Source organism: Verrucosispora sp. WMMD703, assembly GCF_049178935.1.
GTDB lineage: Bacteria > Actinomycetota > Actinomycetes > Mycobacteriales > Micromonosporaceae > Micromonospora > Micromonospora sediminimaris.
Genome location: NZ_JBMHMM010000004.1, coordinates 4,429,086 through 4,452,496, shown reverse-complemented (window position 1 = coordinate 4,452,496; position 23,411 = coordinate 4,429,086). Strand labels below are relative to the sequence as shown.

At 69.8% G+C, this 23,411-nt stretch carries 20 protein-coding genes; 12 read left to right on the top strand and 8 right to left on the bottom strand.

Features of this window, described 5'->3' with window-relative positions:
• Nucleotides 1-115 precede the first annotated feature (115 nt).
• Together ACN26Z_RS20850 and ACN26Z_RS20845 are read left to right on the top strand one after the other, a co-directional pair.
• Nucleotides 116-808 (top strand): response regulator transcription factor, encoded by a 693-nt coding sequence (locus ACN26Z_RS20850; RefSeq protein ID WP_348774966.1) that lies wholly within the window; start codon nt 116-118, stop codon nt 806-808.
• Nucleotides 805-2,256 (top strand): HAMP domain-containing sensor histidine kinase, encoded by a 1,452-nt coding sequence (locus ACN26Z_RS20845; RefSeq protein WP_421462988.1) that lies wholly within the window; start codon nt 805-807, stop codon nt 2,254-2,256. The genes ACN26Z_RS20850 and ACN26Z_RS20845 overlap by 4 nt, the downstream gene beginning before the upstream one ends.
• Nucleotides 2,257-2,610: 354 nt before the next feature.
• Here the strand turns inward: ACN26Z_RS20845 and ACN26Z_RS20840 are convergent, their stop codons facing one another.
• From ACN26Z_RS20840 to ACN26Z_RS20825, 4 genes are all read right to left on the bottom strand, one after another.
• Nucleotides 2,611-3,207 (bottom strand): DedA family protein, encoded by a 597-nt coding sequence (locus ACN26Z_RS20840; protein WP_421462986.1) that lies wholly within the window; start codon nt 3,205-3,207, stop codon nt 2,611-2,613.
• On the bottom strand, nt 3,198-3,845 hold the full coding sequence (locus tag ACN26Z_RS20835) for a DUF998 domain-containing protein (RefSeq protein ID WP_421462984.1): 648 nt from the start codon (nt 3,843-3,845) through the stop codon (nt 3,198-3,200). Before ACN26Z_RS20835 ends, ACN26Z_RS20840 begins: the two co-directional genes overlap by 10 nt.
• On the bottom strand, nt 3,842-5,602 hold the full coding sequence (locus ACN26Z_RS20830; protein WP_421462982.1) for a glycosyltransferase: 1,761 nt from the start codon (nt 5,600-5,602) through the stop codon (nt 3,842-3,844). Before ACN26Z_RS20830 ends, ACN26Z_RS20835 begins: the two co-directional genes overlap by 4 nt.
• A gap of 268 nt (nt 5,603-5,870) precedes the next feature.
• Nucleotides 5,871-7,289 (bottom strand): phosphatase PAP2 family protein, encoded by a 1,419-nt coding sequence (locus ACN26Z_RS20825; RefSeq protein ID WP_421462981.1) that lies wholly within the window; start codon nt 7,287-7,289, stop codon nt 5,871-5,873.
• A 183-nt stretch (nt 7,290-7,472) separates the two neighbouring features.
• Between ACN26Z_RS20825 and ACN26Z_RS20820 the strand changes: the two genes are divergently transcribed.
• On the top strand, nt 7,473-8,681 hold the full coding sequence (locus ACN26Z_RS20820; protein WP_421462979.1) for a monooxygenase: 1,209 nt from the start codon (nt 7,473-7,475) through the stop codon (nt 8,679-8,681).
• A 234-nt stretch (nt 8,682-8,915) separates the two neighbouring features.
• Here ACN26Z_RS20820 and ACN26Z_RS20815 read toward each other — a convergent pair whose 3' ends face one another.
• Nucleotides 8,916-9,581, bottom strand: coding sequence for a response regulator (locus ACN26Z_RS20815; protein WP_421462977.1), 666 nt, complete (start codon nt 9,579-9,581; stop codon nt 8,916-8,918).
• Nucleotides 9,582-10,137: 556 nt separating this feature from the next.
• On the opposite strand from ACN26Z_RS20815, the gene ACN26Z_RS20810 reads away from it, so the two are divergent.
• The 7 genes from ACN26Z_RS20810 (at nt 10,138) to ACN26Z_RS20780 (ending at nt 17,591) form a co-directional block, all read left to right on the top strand.
• Nucleotides 10,138-10,848: an ABC transporter ATP-binding protein gene (locus ACN26Z_RS20810; RefSeq protein ID WP_421462975.1), complete on the top strand. Its 711-nt coding sequence runs from the start codon at nt 10,138-10,140 to the stop codon at nt 10,846-10,848.
• 53 nt (nt 10,849-10,901) lie between these two features.
• The gene (locus ACN26Z_RS20805) at nt 10,902-13,379 is read left to right on the top strand and encodes an FtsX-like permease family protein (RefSeq protein WP_421462973.1); all 2,478 of its coding nucleotides are present in this window, start codon (nt 10,902-10,904) and stop codon (nt 13,377-13,379) included.
• Nucleotides 13,380-13,589: 210 nt separating this feature from the next.
• Nucleotides 13,590-13,985, top strand: coding sequence for a YkvA family protein (locus ACN26Z_RS20800; RefSeq protein ID WP_421464684.1), 396 nt, complete (start codon nt 13,590-13,592; stop codon nt 13,983-13,985).
• 824 nt (nt 13,986-14,809) lie between these two features.
• A complete protein-coding gene (locus tag ACN26Z_RS20795) occupies nt 14,810-15,193 on the top strand; it encodes a DoxX family protein (RefSeq protein ID WP_421462971.1) in 384 nt (127 codons plus the stop codon).
• A gap of 68 nt (nt 15,194-15,261) precedes the next feature.
• A complete protein-coding gene (locus ACN26Z_RS20790; RefSeq protein WP_421462969.1) occupies nt 15,262-15,525 on the top strand; it encodes a hypothetical protein in 264 nt (87 codons plus the stop codon).
• A gap of 168 nt (nt 15,526-15,693) precedes the next feature.
• On the top strand, nt 15,694-16,671 hold the full coding sequence (locus ACN26Z_RS20785) for a hypothetical protein (protein ID WP_421462967.1): 978 nt from the start codon (nt 15,694-15,696) through the stop codon (nt 16,669-16,671).
• 263 nt (nt 16,672-16,934) lie between these two features.
• Nucleotides 16,935-17,591 carry a hypothetical protein gene (locus ACN26Z_RS20780; protein WP_421462966.1) on the top strand — a complete coding sequence of 219 codons (657 nt, stop codon included), beginning with the start codon at nt 16,935-16,937 and terminating at the stop codon, nt 17,589-17,591.
• 305 nt (nt 17,592-17,896) lie between these two features.
• On the opposite strand, the gene ACN26Z_RS20775 is transcribed toward ACN26Z_RS20780, so the two are convergent.
• The 3 genes from ACN26Z_RS20775 to ACN26Z_RS20765 all read right to left on the bottom strand — a co-directional run bounded on the left by ACN26Z_RS20775 (nt 17,897) and on the right by ACN26Z_RS20765 (nt 21,054).
• Entirely contained in the window at nt 17,897-19,573 is a 1,677-nt protein-coding gene (locus tag ACN26Z_RS20775) for a cellulose-binding protein (protein ID WP_421462964.1), read from the bottom strand.
• 537 nt (nt 19,574-20,110) lie between these two features.
• Nucleotides 20,111-20,860, bottom strand: coding sequence for an SDR family oxidoreductase (locus ACN26Z_RS20770; RefSeq protein WP_421462962.1), 750 nt, complete (start codon nt 20,858-20,860; stop codon nt 20,111-20,113).
• Entirely contained in the window at nt 20,857-21,054 is a 198-nt protein-coding gene (locus ACN26Z_RS20765; protein ID WP_421462960.1) for a helix-turn-helix domain-containing protein, read from the bottom strand. The genes ACN26Z_RS20770 and ACN26Z_RS20765 overlap by 4 nt, the downstream gene beginning before the upstream one ends.
• Before the next feature lie 1,017 nt (nt 21,055-22,071).
• Between ACN26Z_RS20765 and ACN26Z_RS20760 the strand changes: the two genes are divergently transcribed.
• Together ACN26Z_RS20760 and ACN26Z_RS20755 are read left to right on the top strand one after the other, a co-directional pair.
• A complete protein-coding gene (locus ACN26Z_RS20760; RefSeq protein ID WP_421462959.1) occupies nt 22,072-22,605 on the top strand; it encodes an RNA polymerase sigma factor in 534 nt (177 codons plus the stop codon).
• On the top strand, nt 22,602-23,408 hold the full coding sequence (locus ACN26Z_RS20755) for a zf-HC2 domain-containing protein (RefSeq protein ID WP_421462958.1): 807 nt from the start codon (nt 22,602-22,604) through the stop codon (nt 23,406-23,408). Before ACN26Z_RS20760 ends, ACN26Z_RS20755 begins: the two co-directional genes overlap by 4 nt.
• The last annotated feature ends 3 nt before the right edge of the window (nt 23,409-23,411 follow it).

The following is a 23,411-nucleotide window of genomic DNA, read 5'->3' as shown; positions in this document are numbered from 1 at the left end:
GGATCGGACTTCAGTATTCGTAAGAGCGCGGTTCCCCAGCGACGCTCTAATCCTGGCCTCAGCTTGATCGGGGACGATGAGCAGCAAGGCATCGACTGGAAGGGGGCGGGTCGGCGTGCGGATCATGATCGCGGATGATGACGCGGCCATCCGTGAGTCGCTGGAGCGGGTGCTCCAGGTCGAGGGTTACGACACAAGCACCGTCGCCAACGGCCTCGCCGTGCTCGACGAGGTCGGTGGGGCCGGCGGTGACACCTTGGATCTGCTGATCCTCGACGTGATGATGCCCCGCCTCGGCGGGTTGGAGACCTGCCGGCGGTTGCGGGCCGCGGGTCGGGATCTGCCGGTGCTGATGCTGACCGCCCGTGACCAGGTCTCCGACCGGGTCGCGGGGCTGGACGCGGGTGCCGACGACTACCTGCCCAAGCCGTTCGCCACCGAGGAGTTGCTGGCCCGGGTACGGGCCCTGCTGCGCCGGCGCACGCCGGGCGACGGCGAGTCGCAGGTTCTGTCGTTCGCCGATGTCCGGCTCGATCCCGACAGGTTCGAGGCGCTGCGGGGCGGACGGCCGCTGCGCCTGACCCGGACCGAGTTCCTCCTCCTGGAGGTCCTCGTGCGTAACGCGACCCGGGTGTTGACCCGCGAAGCGCTGTTCGAGGCGATCTGGGGCTTCGACATGAGCGCCACCGCCAACAACCTCCAGGTGTATGTGAGCTACCTGCGCCGCAAGATGGAGGCCGAAGGTGAGCCACGTTTGATCTACACGCTGCGCGGCCTGGGATACACGTTGCGGGAGACTCCTCCGTGAGCAGGCCCGCGGGCCGGGAACCGCGTCGGCTGACCCGATGGTGGCGTCGACGGTCCCTGCGGACCAGGTTGACGGTGATCGCGGCGACGGCCATCGCCGTCAGCGTGTTCCTGGCCTTCCAGGTGTCCAGTGAGCTGCTGGACTGGCAGCTGCGGGACAGCGCCGAGAATCAGTTGCGCGCCGACTCCCGCGTCCTGGCGGCGACCGCGGAGCGCGCCGGTCTGGGGCAGGTCCCGCTACCGCCGTATCCCGGATCCGGTCCGCTGGTGCGGGTCATCCTGCCCGACGGCTCGACCCGGACGCCGGTCGGCCAACCCGCGCTGCCCCCGGTCAGCGAGCACGCCGGGCGCGTGGCGCAGGGCGGCTTGGCCGACCTGATGGAGTCGAACGACAGCGACGAGGACGGCTACGTCATCTACACGCTCCGGGCGGGCGACGGCGCGGTCCAGGTGGCCCGCGTCGTCGACGACAGCCCGATCAACCAGTTCGGGTTCGGGATGCTGCTGATCGGGCTGCTCTGCGTGGTCGGCGGCGCCCTTGTCGGGCGGACCGTGGCGCGGACCGGGCTGGCACCGATCGACCGGCTGACCGCCGCCGCGGAACGTGTCGCGCACACCCGGGATCTCGACGCCCACATCCCGGATGAGGGCGGTGGGGAGATCCGGCGGCTGATCCAGTCGATCAACGACATGCTCGCCGCGCTCCGCGACTCCCGGCAGGCCCAGCGGCTGCTCGCCGAGGACGCCGCCCACGAGCTCAAGACCCCGCTCACCAGCCTGCGCCTCAACGTCGAGCTGCTTATCCGGCTCGATCGGCGCGGCACCCTGGACAGCGCACTGCCGGCGGACAGCCGAACCCGGCTGCTCAACGATCTCGGCGGCCAGGTGGCCGAGTTGAGCACCCTTGCCGCCGAGCTGACCGACCTGGCCCGCGGTGACGTCAGCGACGAGAACACCGAGCTGCTCGACCTCGCCGACCTGGTGGTGGCCGCCGCGACCCGGGCGCGTTCCCGCGTACCCGACATCGAGATCGCGCTCGACCTCACCTCCGTGTGGGTGAGCGGCCGTCCCGCCGCGCTCCAGCGGGCGGTGCTCAACCTCATCGACAACGCTGGCAAGTGGTCCCCCGCGGACCAGCCGGTCCAGATCCGGCTCCGTGCCGAGGGCACGTCGGCGGTGCTCGAGGTCGACGACGCCGGGCCGGGCATCGACGCCGCCGACGTACCTCGGGTGTTCGACCGGTTCTACCGTGCCGACAGCGCCCGGGCGTTGCCAGGATCCGGTCTCGGGCTGTCGATCGTGCAGCGGGTCGTCAACGCCCATGGCGGCCGAGCCACCGTCGCACGCTCCGCACGCGGTGGCGCGCTGCTCCGGGTTGATCTTCCGGCCGCGACCCCGCCCGCCCCGATCGCGCGCCGTACCGCGGGGGAGGACAGCGCGGTGCGCTGACCCGTCCCCCCGCCCGGCGGACGCGGCGTAGGACAAGGGACGGCGGCCCTCGGGCATGGCTCCGCGGGATGGCCGGTCAGATCCGCCTGCCGAGCACCCACGAGCACCGCTGGGAACGGCGTCAGCATGGCCAGACGCACCCGACCTCATCCGACCAAGGGTGTCTCTGGGCCTGGATGAAACGCGGGCGTCACCACCATCGCGTCCACGGCGTCGACCACCTCGCCGACCTGGTCCGACAGCTGCTAGTTGGGTCGGTGTGTCGTGGGGTGGTCCGGGTGGGGGCGGGCAGCTGAGCCCGCCCGCACGTGTAGGCGTACGACTCGGGTACGACGTACCCGGTGCCCGTCGACGTCATCCGGCCGCGATCGCCGCTCGGCGGCGGCGCAACACGTAGCGGACCAGTTCGCCGAGCGCGGTGATGGACAGGGCGAGACCGAGGCCGACCGCGAGGCCCAGCGTCCGGTTGGATTCGAAGGCGGCGCCGCCGAGGTAGCCGATCAGGCCGGAATAGCCGGCCCAGGTGACGGCGGCGATGGCGGTGAACGGGGCGAAGCGGGCAAGCGGGTAGCCGGTGGCACCGCTGGCGGTCACGATCGCGGTACGGCCGCCGGGGACGAACCGGCCCGCGATGATCAGGGCGCCGCCCCGGCGGTGCAGGTGCGGGGCGATCCTGTCGGCGGCGCGGATCAGGCGGCCGCCCGGACGGCGCCTGCGCAACAGGCGCCCGATGAGGAAACCGATGTGATCACCGACGAAGGCGCCCAGCGCGGCGAACACGATGATCAGCGGAAGCGACGGGATGCCCGAGACGGCGAAGACCGCCGCCGCGATGACGACCGACTCCGACGGCAGGAACGGCAGGAACGCGTCGAGGATCGCCAGCGCGAGGATCGCCAGATAGATGAACGGAGAGGTCATCGCGTTCTCGATCGTGGCCATCAGGTCCATCGGGACCGCTCCTCCCCTTCGAGCACCCAGGCGCAGAGCCCGACTACGGCGAGCACGAGCGCCAGCAGAACCCGTTCGGCCAGGCCCGCGAACGGGAGATGGCCTTGGCCGAGCAGCACCGCCGGCCCGTTCGCCGCCGCGAACGCGACGCACGCGGCGAACGCGGACCACCCGGCCGCGCGCAGCCAGCGAACCCGCGCCGGGTCTGCCCCGCGCCCGGCACGCTTGGCGATGAGAAGGGCGAAGAGCGGTGGCAGCGCTGCCATCAGCGCCGCCCCGAAGCGGTGCACCGCGGCGGCGACGTCCGGTTCTGTCCCCGGGAGGTTCGTGGGGAATGCCACCACCGTGACCAGGGACACGCACCACACCGACAGCAGCACGGTGAGGGGCCAGGCCGGTGGCAGCGTGCGCCGGGCGCCGACCAGGAGCCATGCGCCGGCTGCCGCGAGCCCGCACGCCGCCAGGGCCAGCAGGACGGCGCCCGGCACCGTCCGGATCGATTCGCTGACCATCTGGTCCACCGGGTCGACGTCGCCGACCAGCAGCAGGCCCGCCCCGGCCGCCGTGCCCAGGCCCAGGCTCAGCTGGACGTTGCGATACCAGCGGGAGGTGCCCGCTCGGATGATCGTCGCTGTCATGCGGCGACCTCGGCGGGCGCGGGCGACTCACGGGCCGGACGCATCCGGTAGAGCTGCTCGAACGCGGACACCGTGTGGGTCTGGTCGTGCTCCTCGGCCACGGCACGAGCCCGGTGCCCCAGCTCTTCTGCGTGCTTCGGGTCGCCGAGCACGGTGAGCAGTCGCTCGGAGAGCACGACCACGTCGCCGGGCGGGAACAGATAGCCGGTCTCCTTGTCCCGGACGAGGTGGGGCAGGGCTGCGGCATCGGCGCCGATCACGGGTCTTCCGCTGGCCATCGCTTCGAGCGTGACCAGGCTCTGCAGCTCGGCGGTGCCCGCGTTGACGAAGACCGCCGACGCCGCGTATGCGGAGGGAAGGTCCTCGTCAGGGATGAAGCCGGTGAACGTGACATGCTCGGCGACGCCTAGTTCCCCGGCGAGCGACCGCAGCGTCCGGTCCTCGGACCCGGTGCCGACCAGAAGCAACTGGACGTCGAGGGAGCGCCGCACCACCTCGAATGCCCGCATCACGACGTCGAGGTTCTTCTCGGCGTCGAGCCGGCCCACGTACGTGATGGTGGGCTTGTGCGCGAGGCTGTAGGCCGATCGGAACTCGGCCGCGGGTGCCTGCTCGCGAAAGCGGGTGAGGTCGATGCCGCACGAGATGGGCAGGACCGGTCCGGACACACCGGAGACGACGGCGAGCGTGGCGGCGTACGGGGTCGGGGCTGTGACGATGTCTGCCTTGGCGAACACCCGGGCGGCGTCGCGCCATGCCCAGTTGTGCGCCCTCGTCCGGCCAGCGTTGCCGATGGGCAGGTAGTGGATCAGGTTCTCGGGCATGAAGTGGTTGGTGGCGATGACGAACAGGCCGCGCTCGTGCGCCGCGTCGACCAGCGCCCGGCACAGCGGGAAGTGGCTCTGCACGTGCACCACGTCGGGCTGGACCTTGTCGAGGATCCGGCGGGCTGCCGCGCGCAGCCCCAGCGGCGGGCAGAACCGAAAACGTGGGTGGCCCGGCACCGGCAGGGAACGCACGCGGTGCTCGACGATGCCGTCGCTGGACATGCCGGCATGGTTGCGGGTGTCCGTCGACGGCGCGACCACGTGCACCTCGTGCCGGGCGGTCAGTGCCACGGCCAGGCGCTGGGCGAAGTAGGACGCCCCGTTGACGTGCGGGGCGTAGGTGTCGGCACCGATGAGGATGCGCATGGGACGAACTACCTTTCGTCGGTGGTATCGCTTGATGACGAGGCGGAAGACAGCGACCGGCACGGCGACGGCTGCGGTGAGCAGGAAGATGCCGCCGGGCAGTGCGAGCAGGCCGGACAGTTGGCTGCCGAGCAGTGCACCGAGACCGATCAGCACCAGGCCGCGTACGGCGGCGGCGGCACCCACCCAGGCGGCGAATCTTGGGTACGGGAGCCCGGCGAGCCCGGCCGACACGAACGCCGGGAGGGCGAAGACGTCGACGAGCTTGGCGGTGATCACCAGCCGAGGCAGTGACATCCCGGTCAGCCGGTCGAGCAGCGCCGTCGCCTTGAACCTGCTCAGCAGTGACGCCACCCAGGGCCGCCGGGCCGACCGGCCGATGAGGTAGAGCAGGCTGTCGCCCACCACCTCGGCCAGCGCGACGATCAGCCAGATCGGCCAGAACGCCGCAGCGCCGGCGCCGACCAGGGTGCCCGCGGTGATCGTCGCGGCCGGCCCCTCGATGAGCACGAAGGGACCGAGCACCAGGTAGGGGTGCTCAAGCACGGCCTGTGTCAGATCCATGTCGTGACGCTTCGGCCGAAGGCTGTGCACCGGTCGTTCCTGCGCGAGGCCGAGCGATGCAGCTCCGTGGTAGGGGCTCCGATCACCGACCGCGGCACCCATCGGCCTGCCAACCGACCGGCCCGCGCTTGCCCGGGCGGCGCTGCGTTGACTGCCATCACTAGCCCCCTACGTGCGGGTTACGTCGCTTGTCTGAGACCTACTGATACCGAGCGAATCTGAGGCGAGCGTTAATGCGGCGCTCAGCCCGGGTGGCCGAACCGGGTGCTCACGTACGCAACTCGACCGGCACCGCCCGCGCGTTCGGCCGTAGCGCCCACCACAGCAGGCCGACCCAGAGCGCGGTCAGGATCGCGGCGCCGAGCAGGTCGGTCGGGTGGTGCATGCCGCGGTACAGCCGGGACAGCGCGACACCGGCCGGCATGACCACCGCGAGCACCACGGCGAACCAGCGCCACCGGCTGCTCACCCGGCCCATGATCAGGACCGCGATCGCCACCGAGATGCACATCGTCGCGGCGACGTGCCCCGAGGGGAACGACGACGTGGGCATCGGGCCGTCGAGCTGCGGCACCGGCGGGCGGTCCCGCTGGACGCTGGCCGCGGTGCACAGGAACAGGGTGAGCTCGCCGACCATGGTGAGCACCACGAACACCACCGGTCGCCACTGCCGCCACACGGCCAACGCGATCAGGCAGAACACCAGCGATATGGCCAGGATGGCGCGGGTGTCGCCGACCTTGCTCCACACCCAGCTCACGTTGTCCAGGGTGGGCGTGCGCAACGTCTGCAGCCACCGGACCACGCCGTCGTCGACACGTCCGAGCCAGGTGCCCTCGGTGTGGTTCTTCACCAGGTAGCCGACGACGTACAGGATGCCGAACGTGAACACCCAGCCGGTCAGGATCTCGGTGGCCTTGACCCACCGGTACGGAACAGGTCGGCCGGAGTCCGGCACCGGTTCGATCGCCTCGACGGCCTCCGGCTCCAGGCCGTCGTCGAGCGGCGCCACCGGGTGCCCCGTCTCGCGCTGCCACAGCCGGAACGCGTACGCCGTGACGCTCAGCCACAGCGCGCCGAGCAGCCAGCCGGCCAGTACGTCGGTCAGATAGTGCACGCCGAGCGCGATCCGGGTCACCCCGATCGCGACCACGAGCAGCGCGACGGCCGCCGTGAACAGCTTCCGGTAGCGCACCGCGGGCAGGAACACGAGCAGCAGCGCGCCGTAGACCACCATCGACCCGAGCGCGTGCCCGCTCGGGAAGCTGTTGCCGAGCCCGATCGCCACCGGTGCCTCGACCACCGGGCGCAACCGGCCGACCAGCGACTTCACCGACGGGTCGAGCAGCAGCGCGCCGGCGGTGGTGGCCAGCAGGTAGACGGCGAGGCGGACCCGCCGGCGCACCAGCAGCAGCGCGGCGACGCCGACGAGCCAGAGCATGACCGGCCGCCCGCCCAGCCGGGTTATCCCGTTGAGCGCGTCCACCAGGTACGACCGGGGCGACACGACCTCGTTGAGCTCCCGGGCAACAGCTTGGTCAACGCTCGTCACCGGCTCCAGGTGCAGCCGGACAAGGAGCACCAGCAGCCCGAACCCGAGCCCGATCGCGACGACCAGCAGCGGCGCCCACCGGTCGGCCAGCCGACCGGGCGGCGCTTTCCCGCACGGCGCCGCGTCGATCGCCATCAATCGCCTCCAGGTACGAGCTGCATCGCTTATCCGATGCGAATTCGTACCGAGCGAATCTGAGGCGACGATTAATAGACATCCGGGCGGTGAGGTGAAGTGGCACCGTGGTACCGCCTCACTGCGGAGGATTGCAACCGCAGTACGACGAAACAGGGCGGAATCGGGCCTAGCTTGGAGGCTATGACGAAGCTTGACAGTCCACTGAGGAGGGTTGGTGCGGCCACCATGGCGCTGGCGACGGCGCTCGCTGCCGTCGCCTGCGGGTCGGACGCCGACAACAGTGCGGCGCCTGTTGAGGCCGGCTCGCACAGCGCGCACGCGGGCGGGTCGTCAGCTCCCTCGCAGCCGCTGCGCGCTGGCGAGCGGTTCGTCGGCCTGAAGATGGCCGAGGCCTACACGCCTGCGCCGCCGGAGGGGGGCGGCTCGGACGAGTACCGGTGCCAGGTGCTCGATCCGGGCCTGACCGCCACGGCGTTCCTGACCGGGACCCAGTTCATGCCGGAGAACGTCGCCATCGCGCACCACGCCATCGTGTACGCGGTGCCGCCGGGCGGCGCGGCCGCGGTGCGCGAGCACGACGCGAAGACCCCCGGCCTCGGGTGGCAGTGTTTCGGCGGGACCGGCGTGGCCGGCGCTGAGGTAGAAGAAGGGGACGCGGCGTGGGTGGACACCTGGGCACCGGGCGCCACGGAGACGCTGCTCAGCCAGGACGCCGGCTACAAGCTGGAGCCGGGCAGCCTGCTCGTGCTCCAGATCCACTACAACCTGCTCGCGACCGGCGGCAAGCCGGCCGGGTCGGACCGCTCGGCGGTGCGGCTGCGGCTGACGGACGGTACGCCGCAGACCCGGGAACTCGAGACGTGGTCGCTCGACGCGCCGATCGACCTGCCCTGCGCCGCCGACGAATCGGGTCCGCTGTGTGACCGGGCGGCCTCGATCGTGGACGTGACGAAGCGTTTCGGGGCGGAGGTTGGTGAGATGGCGGACCGTCAGGTGGAGGAGTGCAACCAGGGCGGCGTGCCGAAGCCCGGTGACATCCAGACCTGCGATCACAAGGTGGAGGCACCGATGACGTTGTTCGCCGGGTTCGGCCACATGCACATGCTCGGGCGGGCCTTGAAGGTCGAACTCAACCCGGGCACGTCGAAGGCCAGGGTGGTGCTGGATGTGCCGCAGTTCGACTTCGACAACCAGCGGCTGATGAGGCTGCCGTCGCCGGTGGAGATCGGTCCGGGGGACACGCTGCGGGTGACCTGTACGCACGACGCGGGGCTGCGGAAACTAGTGCCGCAGCTGAAGAAGCTGCCACCGCGCTACGTGGTGTGGGGCGACGGTACTAGCGACGAGATGTGCATCGGCATCATGGTGGTCTCCCCACGCAAGCCCTGACGAAGCGTCGAACGTGTGTGAGTTCACGGAGGTCACAAGCCGAACAGCTCCGAGCTCACACACGTCCGCACTGAACTCATACGCGTACGGCGTCGTGGCGGTGGGACGGGCGGTGACGTGAGCGGCTGCAGGCTGATCCGGCAGCGGAGCTGTCGATCACGCGGAGCGGATCGGCCCGGAGCAGCGCGGCTGGGAACTACGGTCGCGCTTCCGACGGACGCGCGAGATGAAGCGTCAAACCGGGCGGGCGAGTCTCAGGTCGTAGGCGAGGGTGACGGCCTGGATCCGGTCTCGCGCGCCGATCTTGGCTAGGACCCGCCCGACGTGGGTCTTCACGGTCGACTCCGACAGCGTGAACCGTTGCGCGATCTCGCCGTTGGTGAGGCCGTGGCCGATGGCGACGAAGACCTCGCGCTCGCGCTCGGTGAGGGAGTCCAGCCGGGGATCCTGCCGCTGCACGGGCCCGCGGAGTTCATCGTCGATTCGGTCGGCGAACGCGTCGAGCAGCCGCCGAGTCAGCGCCGGCGCGATCACCGCGTCCCCGGCGGCGACGGCCCGGATGCCGGCGAGCAGCTCATCCGGGCGGGTGTCCTTGAGCAGGAAACCGCTCGCCCCGGCCCGCAGCGCGGCGAGCGCGTTCCGGTCCACGTCGAGCGTCAGCACCAGGATCCGCGAACGTCCGCCGGCGGCGACGATGCGCCGGGTGGCCTCGATCCCGTCGCCGTCCGGCGTACGGATGTTCATCAGGACCACGTCGGGATGCAGCTCGATGGTCCATCGAACGGCCTCGGCACAGTTCTCGACCTCGCCGACGATCTCGATGTCGGGGGTGTTCTCCAGCAGCATGCGAAACCCGAAGCGTTGCAGCGGCCGGGTCTCCACCACGAGCACAGTGATCATGAATGGCCGCCTTTCCGGGTCGCGTGCACGAAGCAGCCGCCGTCCGGTGCGGGCCGGCGCTGACCGTGTCGCCGAGGGGCGCGGCGCGTTCGGCATGCAGGCGGGGCCGAGACCCGGGTCGCCCGGCGATGCCTACTTTCCTACCGAGCGAACCTGAGACGACTGTTAGAACCAGTGACGTACGGGGCACGTGCCGCCGACGTCGTACTCCCACATGTCGGGGCGGACCGGGGTGATCTCTCCCTCCGCCACCAACTTGTGCGTGGCGCTGGGCAACTGGTCCGGCCACCCGGCCTGAGCGCCGCATTAACGGTCGCCTCAGGTTCGCTCGGTACCACTAGGCCTCAGACAGCGCCGTAACCCGCAGTAGGGGGCTGGTGATGGCAGTCAACCCAGCGCCGCCCGGGCAAGCGCCAGCCGGTCGGTTGGCAGGCCGGTGGGTGCCGTCCCTGACCAACCACTCATCGGAGGTCTCGTGTCGTCACGTCCAGGTTCCACGGTCGTCGATAGGCAGCCCGGCAGCCCGCTGCCAGCCAACGCTGATGACGCTGCGGCCATGCTCGTCGGCGCCGTCAAGCGATACGGCTCCGACCGGTCGGCCGTCGTCGCGCTCGACGATGTCACCATCGCGTTCCCGGCGGGGAAGTTCACGGCCGTGATGGGCCCGTCGGGTTCGGGAAAGTCGACGATGATGCACTGTGCCGCCGGGCTGGATCAACTGACGTCGGGCCGCGCATTCGTCGGCAACACCGATCTGTCGACGCTCAACGATCGCGAGTTGACCAGGCTGCGCCGAGAACGGATCGGGTTCGTGTTCCAGGCATTCAATCTCGTGGCGACGCTCACGGCCGAGGAGAACATCTGCCTGCCGATGACGTTGTCGGGGCGCCGGCCGAGTGTCGCAGTGCTCGATCAGGTCGTGTCGCTGCTGCGCCTGGATGATCGGATGCATCATCGGCCGGCGGAGCTCTCGGGTGGCCAGCAACAGCGAGTTGCCGTCGCCCGGGCGCTGGTCGCCCAGCCGCAGGTGGTCTTCGCCGACGAGCCCACCGGCAACCTCGACACCCGGTCCGGACAGGAGATCCTCGGATTCCTGCGATCAGCAGTCGATCTGCATCACCAGTCGATCGTGATGGTCACGCACGATCCCAACGCCGCTGCCTGGGCGGACCACGTTGTGTTCGTCGTAGACGGCCGAGTGCACGACGTGATGGATCACCCGTCGGCCGATTCGGTGATCGACGTCATGAAGGGCCTGGGGCGATGAGCCAGATGATGCGGAGTGCGGCTCGAAGCGTGCTCGCGGGTCGGGGTAGGTTCGTGCTGACGGGCACGGCGATCATGCTGTCGGTGGCGTTCCTCGTCGCGACGCTGGTGCTGTCCGACTCGATGCGCGGCCGAGCAGCCGGTGACATCGCCGAAGCGTTGGCCGGGACGGATGCCGTGGTGCAGGGCGTCGTCCTCGGCGAGCCCGGCGGAGGGCCGGGAGATCCGGAAAGGTCGGTTCGGCGCTCGCTGGATCCCGACATCACCGAACGCGTCGCTACGGTCGATGGCGTCGACGGCGCCGCCTCGCAATGGATCGGCTTCGCGAAGCTGGTCGTCGACGGATCGTCAGTCGGAACGGGCACGGCGAGCGATGTCGGTCGCAACTGGGTTGCCGACTCGGCGCTCAATCCGTTCCGGCTCACGAGCGGGCGACCACCGATCGAGGTCGGAGATATTGTGATCGACCGATCGCTCGCCGATGACGCGCGCTTGGCTCCGGGTGACGTCGTACAGGTCCTGACCACGACGGGGATGCACGACGCGACCATCACCGGTGTCGCGACGTTCGCGTCGGCGGACGCGGCACCGCTGCAGCGAACGGTGTTGTTGCCCGACGGAGCGGTGTCCGCCTGGCTCGACACCGCAGCGCCGACGGAGGTGCTCGTCGACATCGCGGAGGGCGCTGACCGCGCCGAGGTGCTCGACCGATTGTCAGCGCTGACTGATGCCGAGGTCATCGACAGGTCCGACCACATCCGGACGATGCAGGACGCCGCGACGTCACCGTTGCAGTTCCTGACCGTGTTCCTCCTGGCATTCGCCGTGGTCGCGGTGTTGATCGGTGTGACGATCATCTTCAACACGTTCGCGCTCACCGTCGCCCGCCGCCGGCGGGAATCGGGGCTGCTACGTGCGATCGGTGCGGAACGACGCCAAGTGCTCGGCGGAGTGGTGATCGAGGCGGCCCTCGTCGGGACGATCGCCACGCTCGCCGGCCTCGTGTGCGGGGTCGCGGGAGTGGGCGCGCTGCGCTGGCTCGTCGGGCTCGCCGGGGTCACGTTGCTCACCGGGCCGTCGATCGTGAGCACGACCTCGATCGCGGTCGCCGCGACCGTCGGAATCGGCGCAACGATCCTCTCGGCATGGATCCCGGCTCGCCGCGCGGCGGCGACACCGCCGGTCGAGGCGCTACGCGAGAGCGCGGCGGAACCCCGGATCGTGAGCCCGGCGCGAACTGCGAGCGGGCTCGTGCTCGCCGCGGCGGCGATCGCTGGAGGAACTGTGGCTGTGGTGCGCTCGAGCGCGACGTGGGTCGTGTTCATCGCTGCAATCGTCCCGGCGCTCGTGCTCTGCGGCCCGGCGATCGTGACCGCCGCAGCGCGTGGGAGCGCTCAGGTGGCCCGCCGCGCCGCCGGTGTGTGTGGCTCGATCGCAGCGGGCAACCTGGCTGCCAGCCCCCGTCGATCGGCGTCAACGGCGCTCGCGCTCATGCTCGGCACCGCGATGGTGACGATGTTCGCGATCTTCGCGAGCTCACTGACGAGCGCAGTCGGGACGGACGTTCGTAAAGGACTGCAGGCCGACCTGGTGGTCACGTCGGCGACCGCCGATTTCCCGACGATCGATCCCACCCTGGCCGGTCGGATCGCAACGCTGCCCGACGTCGACGCGGTCGCTGCGCTGTCGGTCGCCGAAGGGATCGTGGCAGGTAAGGCGGAGGCGATCGGCGGCATCGACCCGACGGCACTGCCCACCATGTTCGACCTCGACCCGATCGCCGGCGACCTCGCCGAGCTGAGCGAGGGGGGCGTGGCCGTGGTCGGCGACGACCCGACGCTGCTGGGCGGCACCCTCGCGATCGAGTTCGAACGCTCGACACTTGAGGCGCCGATCGTTGCCGTGGTCGCGAGGAGCACCGGCGGTTTCGAAGCCCCTTTGTACTTCGTCGACCGTGCGACGCTCGACGACTCGGTCGGTCGTTTGCTCGACGCTCTGTTGTTCGTCGACCTCGCCGACGGAGTGGTCGCGGACGCCGAGGAAGACGTGCGGGCCCTGGTCCGAGCCACGCCCGGGTCGTTCCTTGAGACCCGGGCAGAACACGTCGCCAACAGCGGGAGCGAAATCGCCGCGTTTCGGAACTTCATCGACGGAATGCTCCTCCTCGCTAGCTTCATCGCGCTCCTCGGAGTCGCCAACACCACGGCGCTCGCGATCAACGAACGCTCTGGAGAGCTCGGGCTGCTGCGAGCGGTCGGCGCGACTCGCCGCGAGCTGCGTCGAATCGTGCGGCTCGAGGTGGCACTCCTGTCGTTCGTGGCAGCATCGATCGGTATCGCCGTCGCAGTCGGCTTCGGCTGGGCGCTGATCGACGTCACCGGTGGCACGGAGATCCCATCCGTCGTCGTACCGTGGTCCCGCCTCGCAGTGACGCTCGCCGTTGCGGTCGCAGCCGGAGTCGTCGCCGCGGCGTGGCCCGCGTTCCGGGTCTCCCGGGTACCCGTGCTTGAGCTGGCGGGCCGGGACCGCTGATGCGCAGATCCTGTTCAAGCAGAGAGTGGCAGCACCGGTGTCACCGATCTGCTGGTGATCGTGTTATAGCCGACGTCGCAGCAGAACGGCTCGGCCGACGACTACACCTCGTCACCGACGGGCCCTGCTGGTCGCGGTGATTCGCGGCTGGGCGTACGTGCTCGATGTGCTCGCCCACGGGTACGCCAGTGGCATGCTGAGCCCGTGAGCGTGCGTGACTGGCTCGTCGGCATGGCCATCGCGGTCGTGCTGCTGCCTGTCTCCTGGGCGCTGCTGATCCTGCTCGCCCGCCGCCTGCCACCGGGCATCATGCGCGACCTGGCCGCCTTCGTCCCCGACTGCGTCACCACCGTCCGTCGACTGCGCGTCGACCCGCGAGTGCCCCGCCGAGCAAAGATCGCCGTGCTGATCGCCGGGATCTGGGTAGCCAGCCCCGTCGACCTGATTCCCGAGTTCCTGCCCGTCATCGGCCCCCTCGACGACATCGTCGTTGTCGCGCTCGCTCTGCGTTACGCCGCACGCCGGGTACCTCGAGACGTCATCCTCGCGGCCTGGCCCGGTCAACCGCGGCTGATCGAACGGCTGCTCGGTACGCCGCCACCCTGACAGACCGGACCACCCTGGCGGACTGACCTTGTGATCGTGCACGACCTGTGTTGATCCGCGCCGCCGGTACGCCGCCCTGCGCCCTGGCGCGCCATCTCGCGGTCGCCGGTCTCGACGGCGGGACGCTGCTGCCCGTGCCCATTCAGCAGCCGACAGTTCCCGGCAGCTCGCGTCTCGCGGGTCGTTGATGGTGTATCTCGCTGCCCCGGCCAGGCGGCCATGGCCAGTTCCGCAGTGTCGCTGAGCTCGGCCGTCGTGGCGCCATCGCGGGCGCGCTGGGACATGCCGTGCATGACGGCCCAGATGGACTCGCCGGCCGGGGAGCGGCCGTACGTCTCGATGACCTCGTTGAACAGGGACCGCTTGTCGCCGAACGCCGCGTAGAGGCTGCCGGGGTCGGATGCCCATCGCCCGGGTCAGGTCGTTGATCGAGGTCCCCTCGTATCCGTTCTCCCAGAACAGGCGGGTGGCGGCTGCCAGTGCCGCCGCCCGGTTGAAGGTCGGCGGCCGGCCTCAACTCGCGGCGCAGCAGACGGCGCGCGTCGCCCTCGGTCGGCTGGGCGAGGCGGACGACGTGGTCAGCATCATCGCCTTCCTCGCCTCCGAGTTCGTGGGTGGCGTTGATGGTGCGTGTTGGCGCCCACGCCTGTGCAGTTGTCTGCCTCACACCCCGTCAGAAGGATCAGGCACGCGGTGTCTTGAGGCTGAGCCCCTGGAAACGAACGGAAGGCCTGCCCTCCTGGTCACGCATCGGCGATCCCATCCATCGGTGCTGGACGCTTCCAGGACATCTGAGTCATCTGCACCCAGCAAGGAGAAACCGGATGAACCTGTCTCTTTGGATTGCTGCCGGACTGCTGGCAGCGGTCGCCCTGGCCGGCGGCATCAGCAAGACATTCGTACCCAAGGAGAAACTGGCTGCGCACAGTGGCGGGGAGTGGACCGGACACGCCAGCGTCGTCTTCGTCAAGACTCTCGGGGTCCTCGAACTCCTGGCTGCGGTTGGCCTGATCCTGCCCGCCGTGCTCGACATCGCGCCGTTCATGGTGCCGGTGACCGCCGCCTGCTGGATCTTGCTCATGGTCGGCGCGATGATCACCCATGGCCGCTTTGGTCAGCCCAAGTTGGTAATGCTGAACTTGGTCTATCTTCTGCTTGCAGCCTTCATCGCGTGGGGCCGCTTCGTCCTTGAGCCTTTTACCGGCTGACGAAGACGTGCCGCTGGCCGGGGTGGTGTCCTGTGCGCGGGTAATCCGCAGCACGGGCCGCCCCGGCGGTGGCTTCGGCCGGATCGACCGGCTGCCTCTCGTGGTCGGTCGTCGGGCGCGGGAAGAAGTTCAACGGCCGCAAGCGGTTCATCGTCACCGATGCTCTGGGCCTGTTGGTCATCGTCCGGGTCCTGGCCGCCTTGTGGCAGGACCGCGACGGCGCCAAGGGCGCTCTGCTCGCCACGTACACCATCGAGCAGCGAACTGTATTCCGTCATCCGGGCGAATCGCCGCCAAAGGATAGAATGCTCGGGCACGACGAGTGGCCATAGTGGATCACTGGAGGCGATCTGGTGCGGTGGCAAACGGCGGCGATGCACGACCCGCGCCTACCGCTCCGGCTGTCCGAGCGGGCCGGCGCGCCGTCAGGCCGGCGTCATCTCCCGGGCGCGGCACCGTCGGCCGGCCAGGCGCCGGCGCGAGCCTGGTCAACGAGGGCCATGCTCGCCGGACTGGTGAGTCTGCTGCTTGCCGGTTGCACCACTGAGCCGGAGCCGACCCGACTGGACGGCACCGATCAGATCGTCGAGCCGATGGTCAGCACTGCGGCACCGCCCGGCCCTGAGTTCGACCTGGCCCGTCGGAGTCTCGCCGGCGCCCAGCTCACCCGGGACGGCAAGTATCAGGCTCGGCTGGCCGGTGACTGGGTGGTCATCTCCACCGCCGCCGGTGCCGAGTTCGACCGGTTCGGCACCGGCGCCGAAGACGCCCGGATCAAGATGGACTTCTCTCCCGACGGGCGATACCTCGCGGTCGGACTACCGGACTCGGTGGTCCTCTACGACTTCACCACGAAGAATCCCACGGCGCTGCCCCTGCCGGAGGAGGTAGAGCGGCCGGACGGCGCACCCCAGCCGCGCGCCGGCAGGTTGCGCTTCTCGGCCGACAGCGGCTATCTGGTGGTCGAACTGTTCGATGAACGGAGCAACAGTCGCTACTGGCTTCACGATCTGCACAGTCGCCGTCAGATCGTTTCGCCGCTTCCGTCGAGCATCGAGGTTCCGAGTGATCCGGGTTCCATCTTGTATGTGGCTGGGCTGGCCGTGGTCAACGGCGGAAAGCGGGTGGTGATCGCGGGTCAAGAAGGCTTCCTGGTCTGGGCACCGGACGAGCAGACATTCCAGTGGCGGCTCTGCGCCTGCGGCAGCACGCTGACCAGCACGGTGGACCGGCAGGCTCGGCACGTGGCATTCCTGACTCTGAACGACGAAGTGGTGCTCTGGGACCCGGGCCCTCCCCAAGAGATTGGACACTGGAAGGTGCCGGCCGTGCCACTTGGCGCCAAACCGGCAGTGAACCCCGCCGAGATGGAGTTCACCGAAGACGGCGGCTGGCTGCTGGCCGGCCCGGAGTACGGCCACGTGTGGTCGGTCCCGGACGGCAAACTGGCGGGTTCGTGGCAGGGGCCTGGGTCGTGAGCGGTGGCAAACCGAAACGGCGGCGCGGCACCAGCGGTCGGGACCGGAAGAAGGCAGTCCGGGGTGGGCGTCCGACAGCGGCCCAGGACAAACCGGGTGGCGATCAGCCGCTACCGCGGCTGCGCCGGGTGCTGGGATCGTTACATCGGGCCTGGTGGTTCGTGCTGGGCACTGCGGTAGCCGCCCTCCTTGGCGCCGTCGCGGGCATTTATGTTCCCAGGTGGGTTGACCATCTGGACCCGCAGGTCGTCGCGGTACATGTCGTGGCGAATCCAGCCACCGTGGACACCTGGGGCACTGCTGAGTTCGCCATGGTGCTGCCGAAGGACGTCCGGCCCCCCGATGATCCACCGGTGGGCTGCGCGACGCTGATCGACTGGGCGCGCGCCCTCGGCGCTGTCGATCACAAGGTGAGCCGGGTGCGCGTCGTCGTGCAGGGCGCCAGCGATCAGGGGGTGCTCATCGACAACCTGCGTGCTCGCGTGATCCGGCGCAGCCAAACTCCGGAACCGGCCGGCGTGCAACTGCGCTGCGGCGGCCAGCAGGGAGCCGTCGAACCACGGGACGTCGAGATGGACCTGGACGCACCCCAGCCGGCCGCACGTTACCGCACCCTGATCGAGGGGCGTAGGCCACTGTTCGGGTTCACCCTCGCTAAGGGCGAGACCGAGGTGTTCGACCTGACCGCGTCCACCACCGGCACGGTGGAGTGGACTATCGAACTCGACCTGGTGGTCGCTGGGAAACGGAAGCGGGTCGAGGTGACCAACCGGGGTCGGAGCTTTGTCACGACCGCAGCGCCCGGACCCCGGACCTACCAGGTACCCCCAGGCGGCGACCACTGGATCGAGTGTGCGCAGACGCCCCGCCGCGCCTGCCCGGAGGGCGGTCCGCCGGCACACTTCAGGTACGACGCCTGACAGCTCCTCAGCCTGCGGGAAACGGTTCCCTCCTAAGCGAAGACGGTCGGCTGACGCTGCCTTCGTCGATGCAGCAGTCGTTGCCGTCGCGCCGGACCATCAGTACGAAGCGTCCGCTGTCACTGACCCGCCGCCGGGGGCACGGGAGTTCCGTCTTGTGGCCGTACCCGGCGGCGGGCGTCGCCCGCGCGTCGTGAGAAACCGACGGCGGGGCACACCCGGTCTACGAACGGCTGCAGATCCCCGGTGGACCAGAGCCGATGCCGGCGTCGCCTCGACGGTGACGCCGGCATCGGCCGCGCTCGTTACGGAGTGACCACTCGGCCGCCGAAGGTCACGACCAGTCGACCGTCGGAGGCGAACGACCAGCCCAGAGCGCCGGTGTACGACGAACACCGGGTTCCGTTGGTGCCGGACCAGAACTGGTTCGAGCTGTCGGAGTTGCCGATGATCCGGTCGTTCGAGCCGCCGTTGCACGAGGTGTTGTTTCGGAACACCGAGGAGCCGCCGTCGAAGTTGAAGTTGCGCTCGGCGTTGCCGATGTTGGCGTTGTTCGACACCGTCATCGTGCCGGGGTTGCGGTTGTAGGTGAACCCGTGCTTGCCGTTGGCGTAGGCGATGTTGCCGCGGATGGTGTGGTTCACCGCGATGTCCTCGCCGCCGAGCTTGAATCCGTTGCGGTCGCCGTTGCCGGCCTGGCCGCCGTTGCTCAAGGTGCCGTTGTGGTAGGCGAGGGAGGACTCGATGGTCACCGCGCCGATGGCCCCGGTGTCGCTCTTGGTGTAGAGGTCGTAGCCGTCATCGATGTTGTTGTGTGCCACCGTGTAACGGAAGACGTTGCCGGGACCGACGGTCAGCTTCGGGGCGAAACCGTCGGCATCCTCGCCGTCGGAGTCGACGTTGTCGTGCGACACCGTGCTCACCACGAGGTTGTTGGAGGGCCACTGGTCGCGGGGCGCGTTTGCGATCAGCCGCGAGAGTTGCAGCCCCGAGTCCCGGTTGTGGCGGGTGATCGTACGCTCGATGATGTTGTTGTTGCCGGCCAGCAGGATGCCGTTGTCGCCGGCCCGCTCGACGATGATGCCGCGGATGTGCCAGTACGATCCGCCCACCGCCAGGCCCCGGTTGGCCGGGTCCTCGCTCTGCGCCGAGAAGTTCAGGATCGGGATCTCACCCGCGTACGCGAAGATGTTCTTGCGTGCGCTCGACGTGCCGTTGTTGCCCTGGGCGATGGTGATGGTCTGCGAGTAGCGGTAGGTGCCGCCGCGCAGGAGGATCGTTCCGCCTGTGGGAATCCGGGTGATCGCGGAAGTGAGCGTCGTCGGGTTCGCAAGCGTGCCGGCCGCGCTGTCGGTGCCGGTCGGCGCCACGTACAGCGTGCCGCTCGACGGTGGGGGCGGGCTGGTCGGTGGGGGCGTGCTCGGTGGCGGGGTGGTCGGCCCGGTCGTCGGCGGCGGGGTCGTCGGCCCGGGCGTGGCACCTGAGGCGTACGTCTCGAACTCGGCGATCCTCGGCGTGCCGCTTGCGCCGGTGATCTCGAAGTTGATCTTTCTCAGCGAGGTGGCGGGGAAGTTGATGACCCCGGCCCCGGCGCCACTGGCCAGGGTGGCGCCGGTGTCGTTGTTGACGAGTCGCCAGGAGCCGACGACACCTACCGCGCCGGCCGCCTCCCGGATGTTCACCGACGCCACGGTGGTGGCGGTGCCCCACTTGACGGAGATGCGACCGGTCGTGCCGGTCGGCGACCAGTAGCTGCCCATGTCGCCGTCGATCACGTTGCCGTAGCTGGTGCCGCTGGCCTTGCTGGAGCCGTCGGCGCCGGCCCCGAGACTGAGGTTCGTCGCGTTGGCGCTCACCGATGCGGCGGCGAATCCGTCGGCCGAGCCGGACGCTTGGGACGCCGGCAGCGCCGAGGCAACGGCGGCTGCGGCGGCCACGGCGGTGCCGCCGGCGAGCAGCCTTTGTCGCACGGTAGTTCTCACTGTTCGTCTCCTCGGGGAGTGAGCACGGTGCAAGGCGTCTCCTGCACAGCCCGACACCGCAGGGTGGCTACATGTTCATGTCGTCAGCCTGGCTATAGAGCGAAACATCGATGTAATGCCAGGCTAGGAAAGCGCTTGCCGGGATGACAAGCCCAGCGATGTGCAGGTTTGTTGCAGGATTGTGGGCAGCCGGCCGTCGAGCCGGAAGACACGGGCAGCACGGCAGCGCGAACCGCCTCCACCGCGCACGGCCCGCACGTGCAAACCCGGCTGGAGCGACGGGCAGCCAAGGTATGCGCGAGACTCGCCACGATCGACACCGAACGTTCGACGCGCGCCATGGAGCCTTGAGACGCTGATGTCCTAGGACGCTCTGCAGGGGGTGAGGCGTCTCATGAAAGCGAGGATCAAGCCCACCCGTAACGCCTACCGGCAGCCGGCAAGGACTGGTCGGGGCGGTCAGCGGTAGGGCGTTGCAGGGCTCGCCAGCGGGGGAGGCGATGGGCTGGCCGGTCGCCTAGCGGGTCCGGCGGCCGGTCAGCCGTTGCGTAGGACGCGGTAGCCGAGCGTGGGTGAGAGCCGCATGATCGTGCGTAGCAGCTTGGTCCTACCGACGTAGATCTCGTCGCCGCCGCGGCGCATGCCGTCGAGGACCGCAGCCGCCGCCTGACTGGCGCTGATCTTGCCGCGGCCACGCCCGTGCGTCATATCGGTGTCGACGAGGGCCATGACTGCATCGATCACCCGTACGTTCGGGGCTGCGTCCTGGCACTGGTAGCGAAGCGCACGGGTGAAGGTGCGCACACCCGCCTTGGTCGCGCAGTACACCGGTGCCGATTGTTTGGGTGCCAGTGCCAGCCCGGTGGAGACGTTCACGATCGCTGCGGAGGGCTGCCGGCCCAGGTGTGGCAACAGGCCGGTGGACAGCGCGATGACGGCGTCGAGATTGACGGCGACCTCGCGACGCACGGCCGGCCGCAGGGAATGCGGGTCGGCGCCGAGGAAGTCGGTGAGTGTCTGCACACCGGCATTGTTGATCACCACCGAGAGAGCGGGGTGTCGGTCGGTGACCTCGCCGATGAAGGCATCGACCGCGTCGGGGTTTGCCAGGTCGACCGTCCAGGGGTGGACACGGCCGCGGTGCTCGGCCTCCAGCGCGGCGAGCTGGCCGTAGTCGCGTCCGACAGCCACCACCTGTGCTCCACGTTCGACCAGTTGCCGAGTGAGCTCTCGGCCGATGCCCCTGGCGCCGCCTGTGACAAGAATCGTTCTGCCTGCGAGGTTCATCGCCCCGCCTCCTTTACTCGCGCCAATTGGTGGTCCCGGTTGCCGAGGTGAGGCTGGGAGGTCGGGCGGGCGAAGGCCGTCCGGTACGCTGCGGGCGTCATGGCGGTCCGGCGTCGGAACTCGCGGGTGAAGTGTGGTTGGTCGGCGTAGCCACAGGCGAAACCGACCACGCCGAGCGAGTGTCCGGCGTTCATCAAGAGGTCGGCGGCGGCCTCGGCGCGCGGCGGCGAGCAGCACGGCGAAGCCGCCCTCGGCCTGCAGCCGGCGTTGCAGGCTGCGTGGTGCCATGCCCAGCTCGGCGGCCAGGGTACCCAACGTCCAGCGGTGGGCGAGGTTGCCGGCGAGCAGACGCCGGGCCCGGGCTGCCACGTCGGTTCCGGTGAGCGGCCGATCCGCCCTTGCCGTCGGCGCAAGCGACGACCATGCGAAGTGCCAGACCGCGGTGGCGTGACCGGGCGGTGGGGCCGTGAAGACCCCGTCGGCGTACACGACCAGCATCGGGCGTGAATCGAGCGCGACCGTTACCCCGCGCGCACCGATCGCCGCCAGGAACGCTGTCAGCACGCCGAGGATCAGCGCGTCCTCGGCGGGCTCGGGCGGCGCTCCGGGCGGCCCGACGTGCTCGGCGACGAGGTGGGACGGGCCCGCCTCGCGCACCACGACCCGGTGGCGCGAGTGGGTGAAACGCTCCAGCCGGCCCCACCGTGCGAAGAGGTCGTCGGGGGTCCTGGCTGCCGCGAGCGCCAACAGGGCCGGATCCGGCGGCAGCCGCGGCAGGAACAGGCCCACGCGCAGCAGTGGCAGCAGTCCGTGGGCCTGCGCTACGCCTTCCAGGAGTCGGCGTTTGGCATCGAGCGGCATCAGCGCACCACCCGACGGGTACGCCGGGACCGCGATCGCCTCCTCGGCGAGCGCGCGCCGCACCGCTGCGATCAGGACCGCGCTCGCGAACTCGTCCACCGGCTCCTCGTCCCATCTCCCAAACTGTTTCGGGGAAGGCTATGCCGGCAGCGACCGGACGTCTTGAACAATGACGCCAGCCCTGCAACGCGAAGGTCCCCCCCGGGTTGTCTCTGGTGCCGGGGCCTCGACTGCCGAATCCACAGACCGCAAAGATCGGGCCGCCGGCACGCCGCCTGGCTTACCAGCAGCCGAGTTGTGGAATCATCGGCGACGAGAACCTGATCTTGGCGGTTGGCGTCTGTATGGACGTGAGGCAAGACGAAGGGGAGTTGCTGCGGCGGATCGCGCGTGGCGACGGCGCGGCGTTCGACGAACTGTACCGCCGGACGTCTCCGTGGTTGCTCTTTCGTCTCCGCCGTCGCTGCGCGGACGACGACCTGATCGCTGATGTCATCCAGGAGACGTATCTCGCGGTGTGGCGGGCCGCCGACTCCTACGCGGGTATGAGTGCCGGTAGCGCGGTCGGCTGGCTGTGGTCGATCGCCGCGCGGCGGCTCGTCGACGGATTTCGGCGACGCGCGAGGGAATCCCAGGCGGTACCGCTGCCGCTGGCCCTGGAGGACTCGCCGGCGGCGGAGGACGTGGTGTTGGCCAGCGCGATCGGCGACGACATGGGTGATGCGCTGCGCCGGCTGGCACCGGAGCTGCGCCAGGTGCTGCACGCTCTGGTGTTGGACGGACTTTCGGTCCGGGAGACCGCGCTCATGCTCGGCCTTCCGGAGGGAACCGTGAAGACTCGCGCCCGTCGTGCGCGACTGGCACTGCGGGAGGCGTTGTCGTGAACGCACACATCCCGGTCCGGGCATTGGGCCGCTATGCCGCCGGTGATCCGGGCATCGCAGCGGACGTCCTGTGGGCGATGGAGACGCACCTGGAGCAGTGTGCCGACTGTCGGAGCCGGCTGGCGGACGCCAGCGACGGTGATTCGATGGCGCTGCTGGCCACCGTCTGGGTGAAGGTGGAAGCTGCGATGTCCGCCGCCGAGCCGGCGACTGTCCGGCGCCGGTGGATGCCTGCGCGGTCCGCCCGGTGGGTGACGCCGGTGCTCGTTCCCTGGCTCGTGACGACGGTGCTGGTGGTGCTGGTCGCACTCGGGTTCGACCTGGCGGTCGCCGGCCGGGGCGTGGCACCGCCGTCGCTGGTGGTGCTCCTGGCGCCGGTCGCGCCGCTCCTCGGGGTCGCCACCGCCTGGACCGGGCGGCTCGATCCGGCCCACGAACTGGTCGTCGCGACCGCCCGGGCCGGCCTCGGGATGGTGCTGCGACGAACCCTGGTCGTGCTCGTGGTGGTGATCCCGGTGCTGACGGTGGCCGGTTGGATGGTCGGCGCATCCCCGGCGCGCTGGTTGATGCCCTGCCTGGCGTTCACGGCGGGTGCGCTGGCGCTCGGCAAGGTGGTCGGTCTGCCGAGGGCGGCGTGGGGCCTGGCGTTGCTCTGGGCCACGGTGGTCGTCGGGCCGAGCATCGTCACCGCCCGGCTGCCGGTACTGCTGACCGAGGCCGCCCTGCCGGGCTGGGCGGCGCTGACCGTGGTGGTGGCTCTCGTCCTCCTGCCTCGTCGCAGTGGTTACGCGGAGCTCCGATGAGAA

What these genes read in the sequence shown, in the direction of transcription:
- ACN26Z_RS20770 (WP_421462962.1), bottom strand. Translation starts at nt 20,860, where the DNA reads ATGAACCTCGCAGGCAGAACGATTCTTGTCACAGGCGGCGCCAGGGGC.
- ACN26Z_RS20765 (WP_421462960.1), bottom strand. Translation starts at nt 21,054, where the DNA reads ATGAACGCCGGACACTCGCTCGGCGTGGTCGGTTTCGCCTGTGGCTAC.
- ACN26Z_RS20840 (WP_421462986.1), bottom strand. Translation starts at nt 3,207, where the DNA reads ATGGACCTGATGGCCACGATCGAGAACGCGATGACCTCTCCGTTCATC.
- ACN26Z_RS20835 (WP_421462984.1), bottom strand. Translation starts at nt 3,845, where the DNA reads ATGACAGCGACGATCATCCGAGCGGGCACCTCCCGCTGGTATCGCAAC.
- ACN26Z_RS20810 (WP_421462975.1), top strand. Translation starts at nt 10,138, where the DNA reads ATGCTCGTCGGCGCCGTCAAGCGATACGGCTCCGACCGGTCGGCCGTC.
- ACN26Z_RS20815 (WP_421462977.1), bottom strand. Translation starts at nt 9,581, where the DNA reads ATGATCACTGTGCTCGTGGTGGAGACCCGGCCGCTGCAACGCTTCGGG.
- ACN26Z_RS20825 (WP_421462981.1), bottom strand. Translation starts at nt 7,289, where the DNA reads ATGGCGATCGACGCGGCGCCGTGCGGGAAAGCGCCGCCCGGTCGGCTG.
- ACN26Z_RS20785 (WP_421462967.1), top strand. Translation starts at nt 15,694, where the DNA reads ATGCTCGCCGGACTGGTGAGTCTGCTGCTTGCCGGTTGCACCACTGAG.
- ACN26Z_RS20820 (WP_421462979.1), top strand. Translation starts at nt 7,473, where the DNA reads ATGACGAAGCTTGACAGTCCACTGAGGAGGGTTGGTGCGGCCACCATG.
- ACN26Z_RS20795 (WP_421462971.1), top strand. Translation starts at nt 14,810, where the DNA reads ATGAACCTGTCTCTTTGGATTGCTGCCGGACTGCTGGCAGCGGTCGCC.
- ACN26Z_RS20830 (WP_421462982.1), bottom strand. Translation starts at nt 5,602, where the DNA reads ATGGATCTGACACAGGCCGTGCTTGAGCACCCCTACCTGGTGCTCGGT.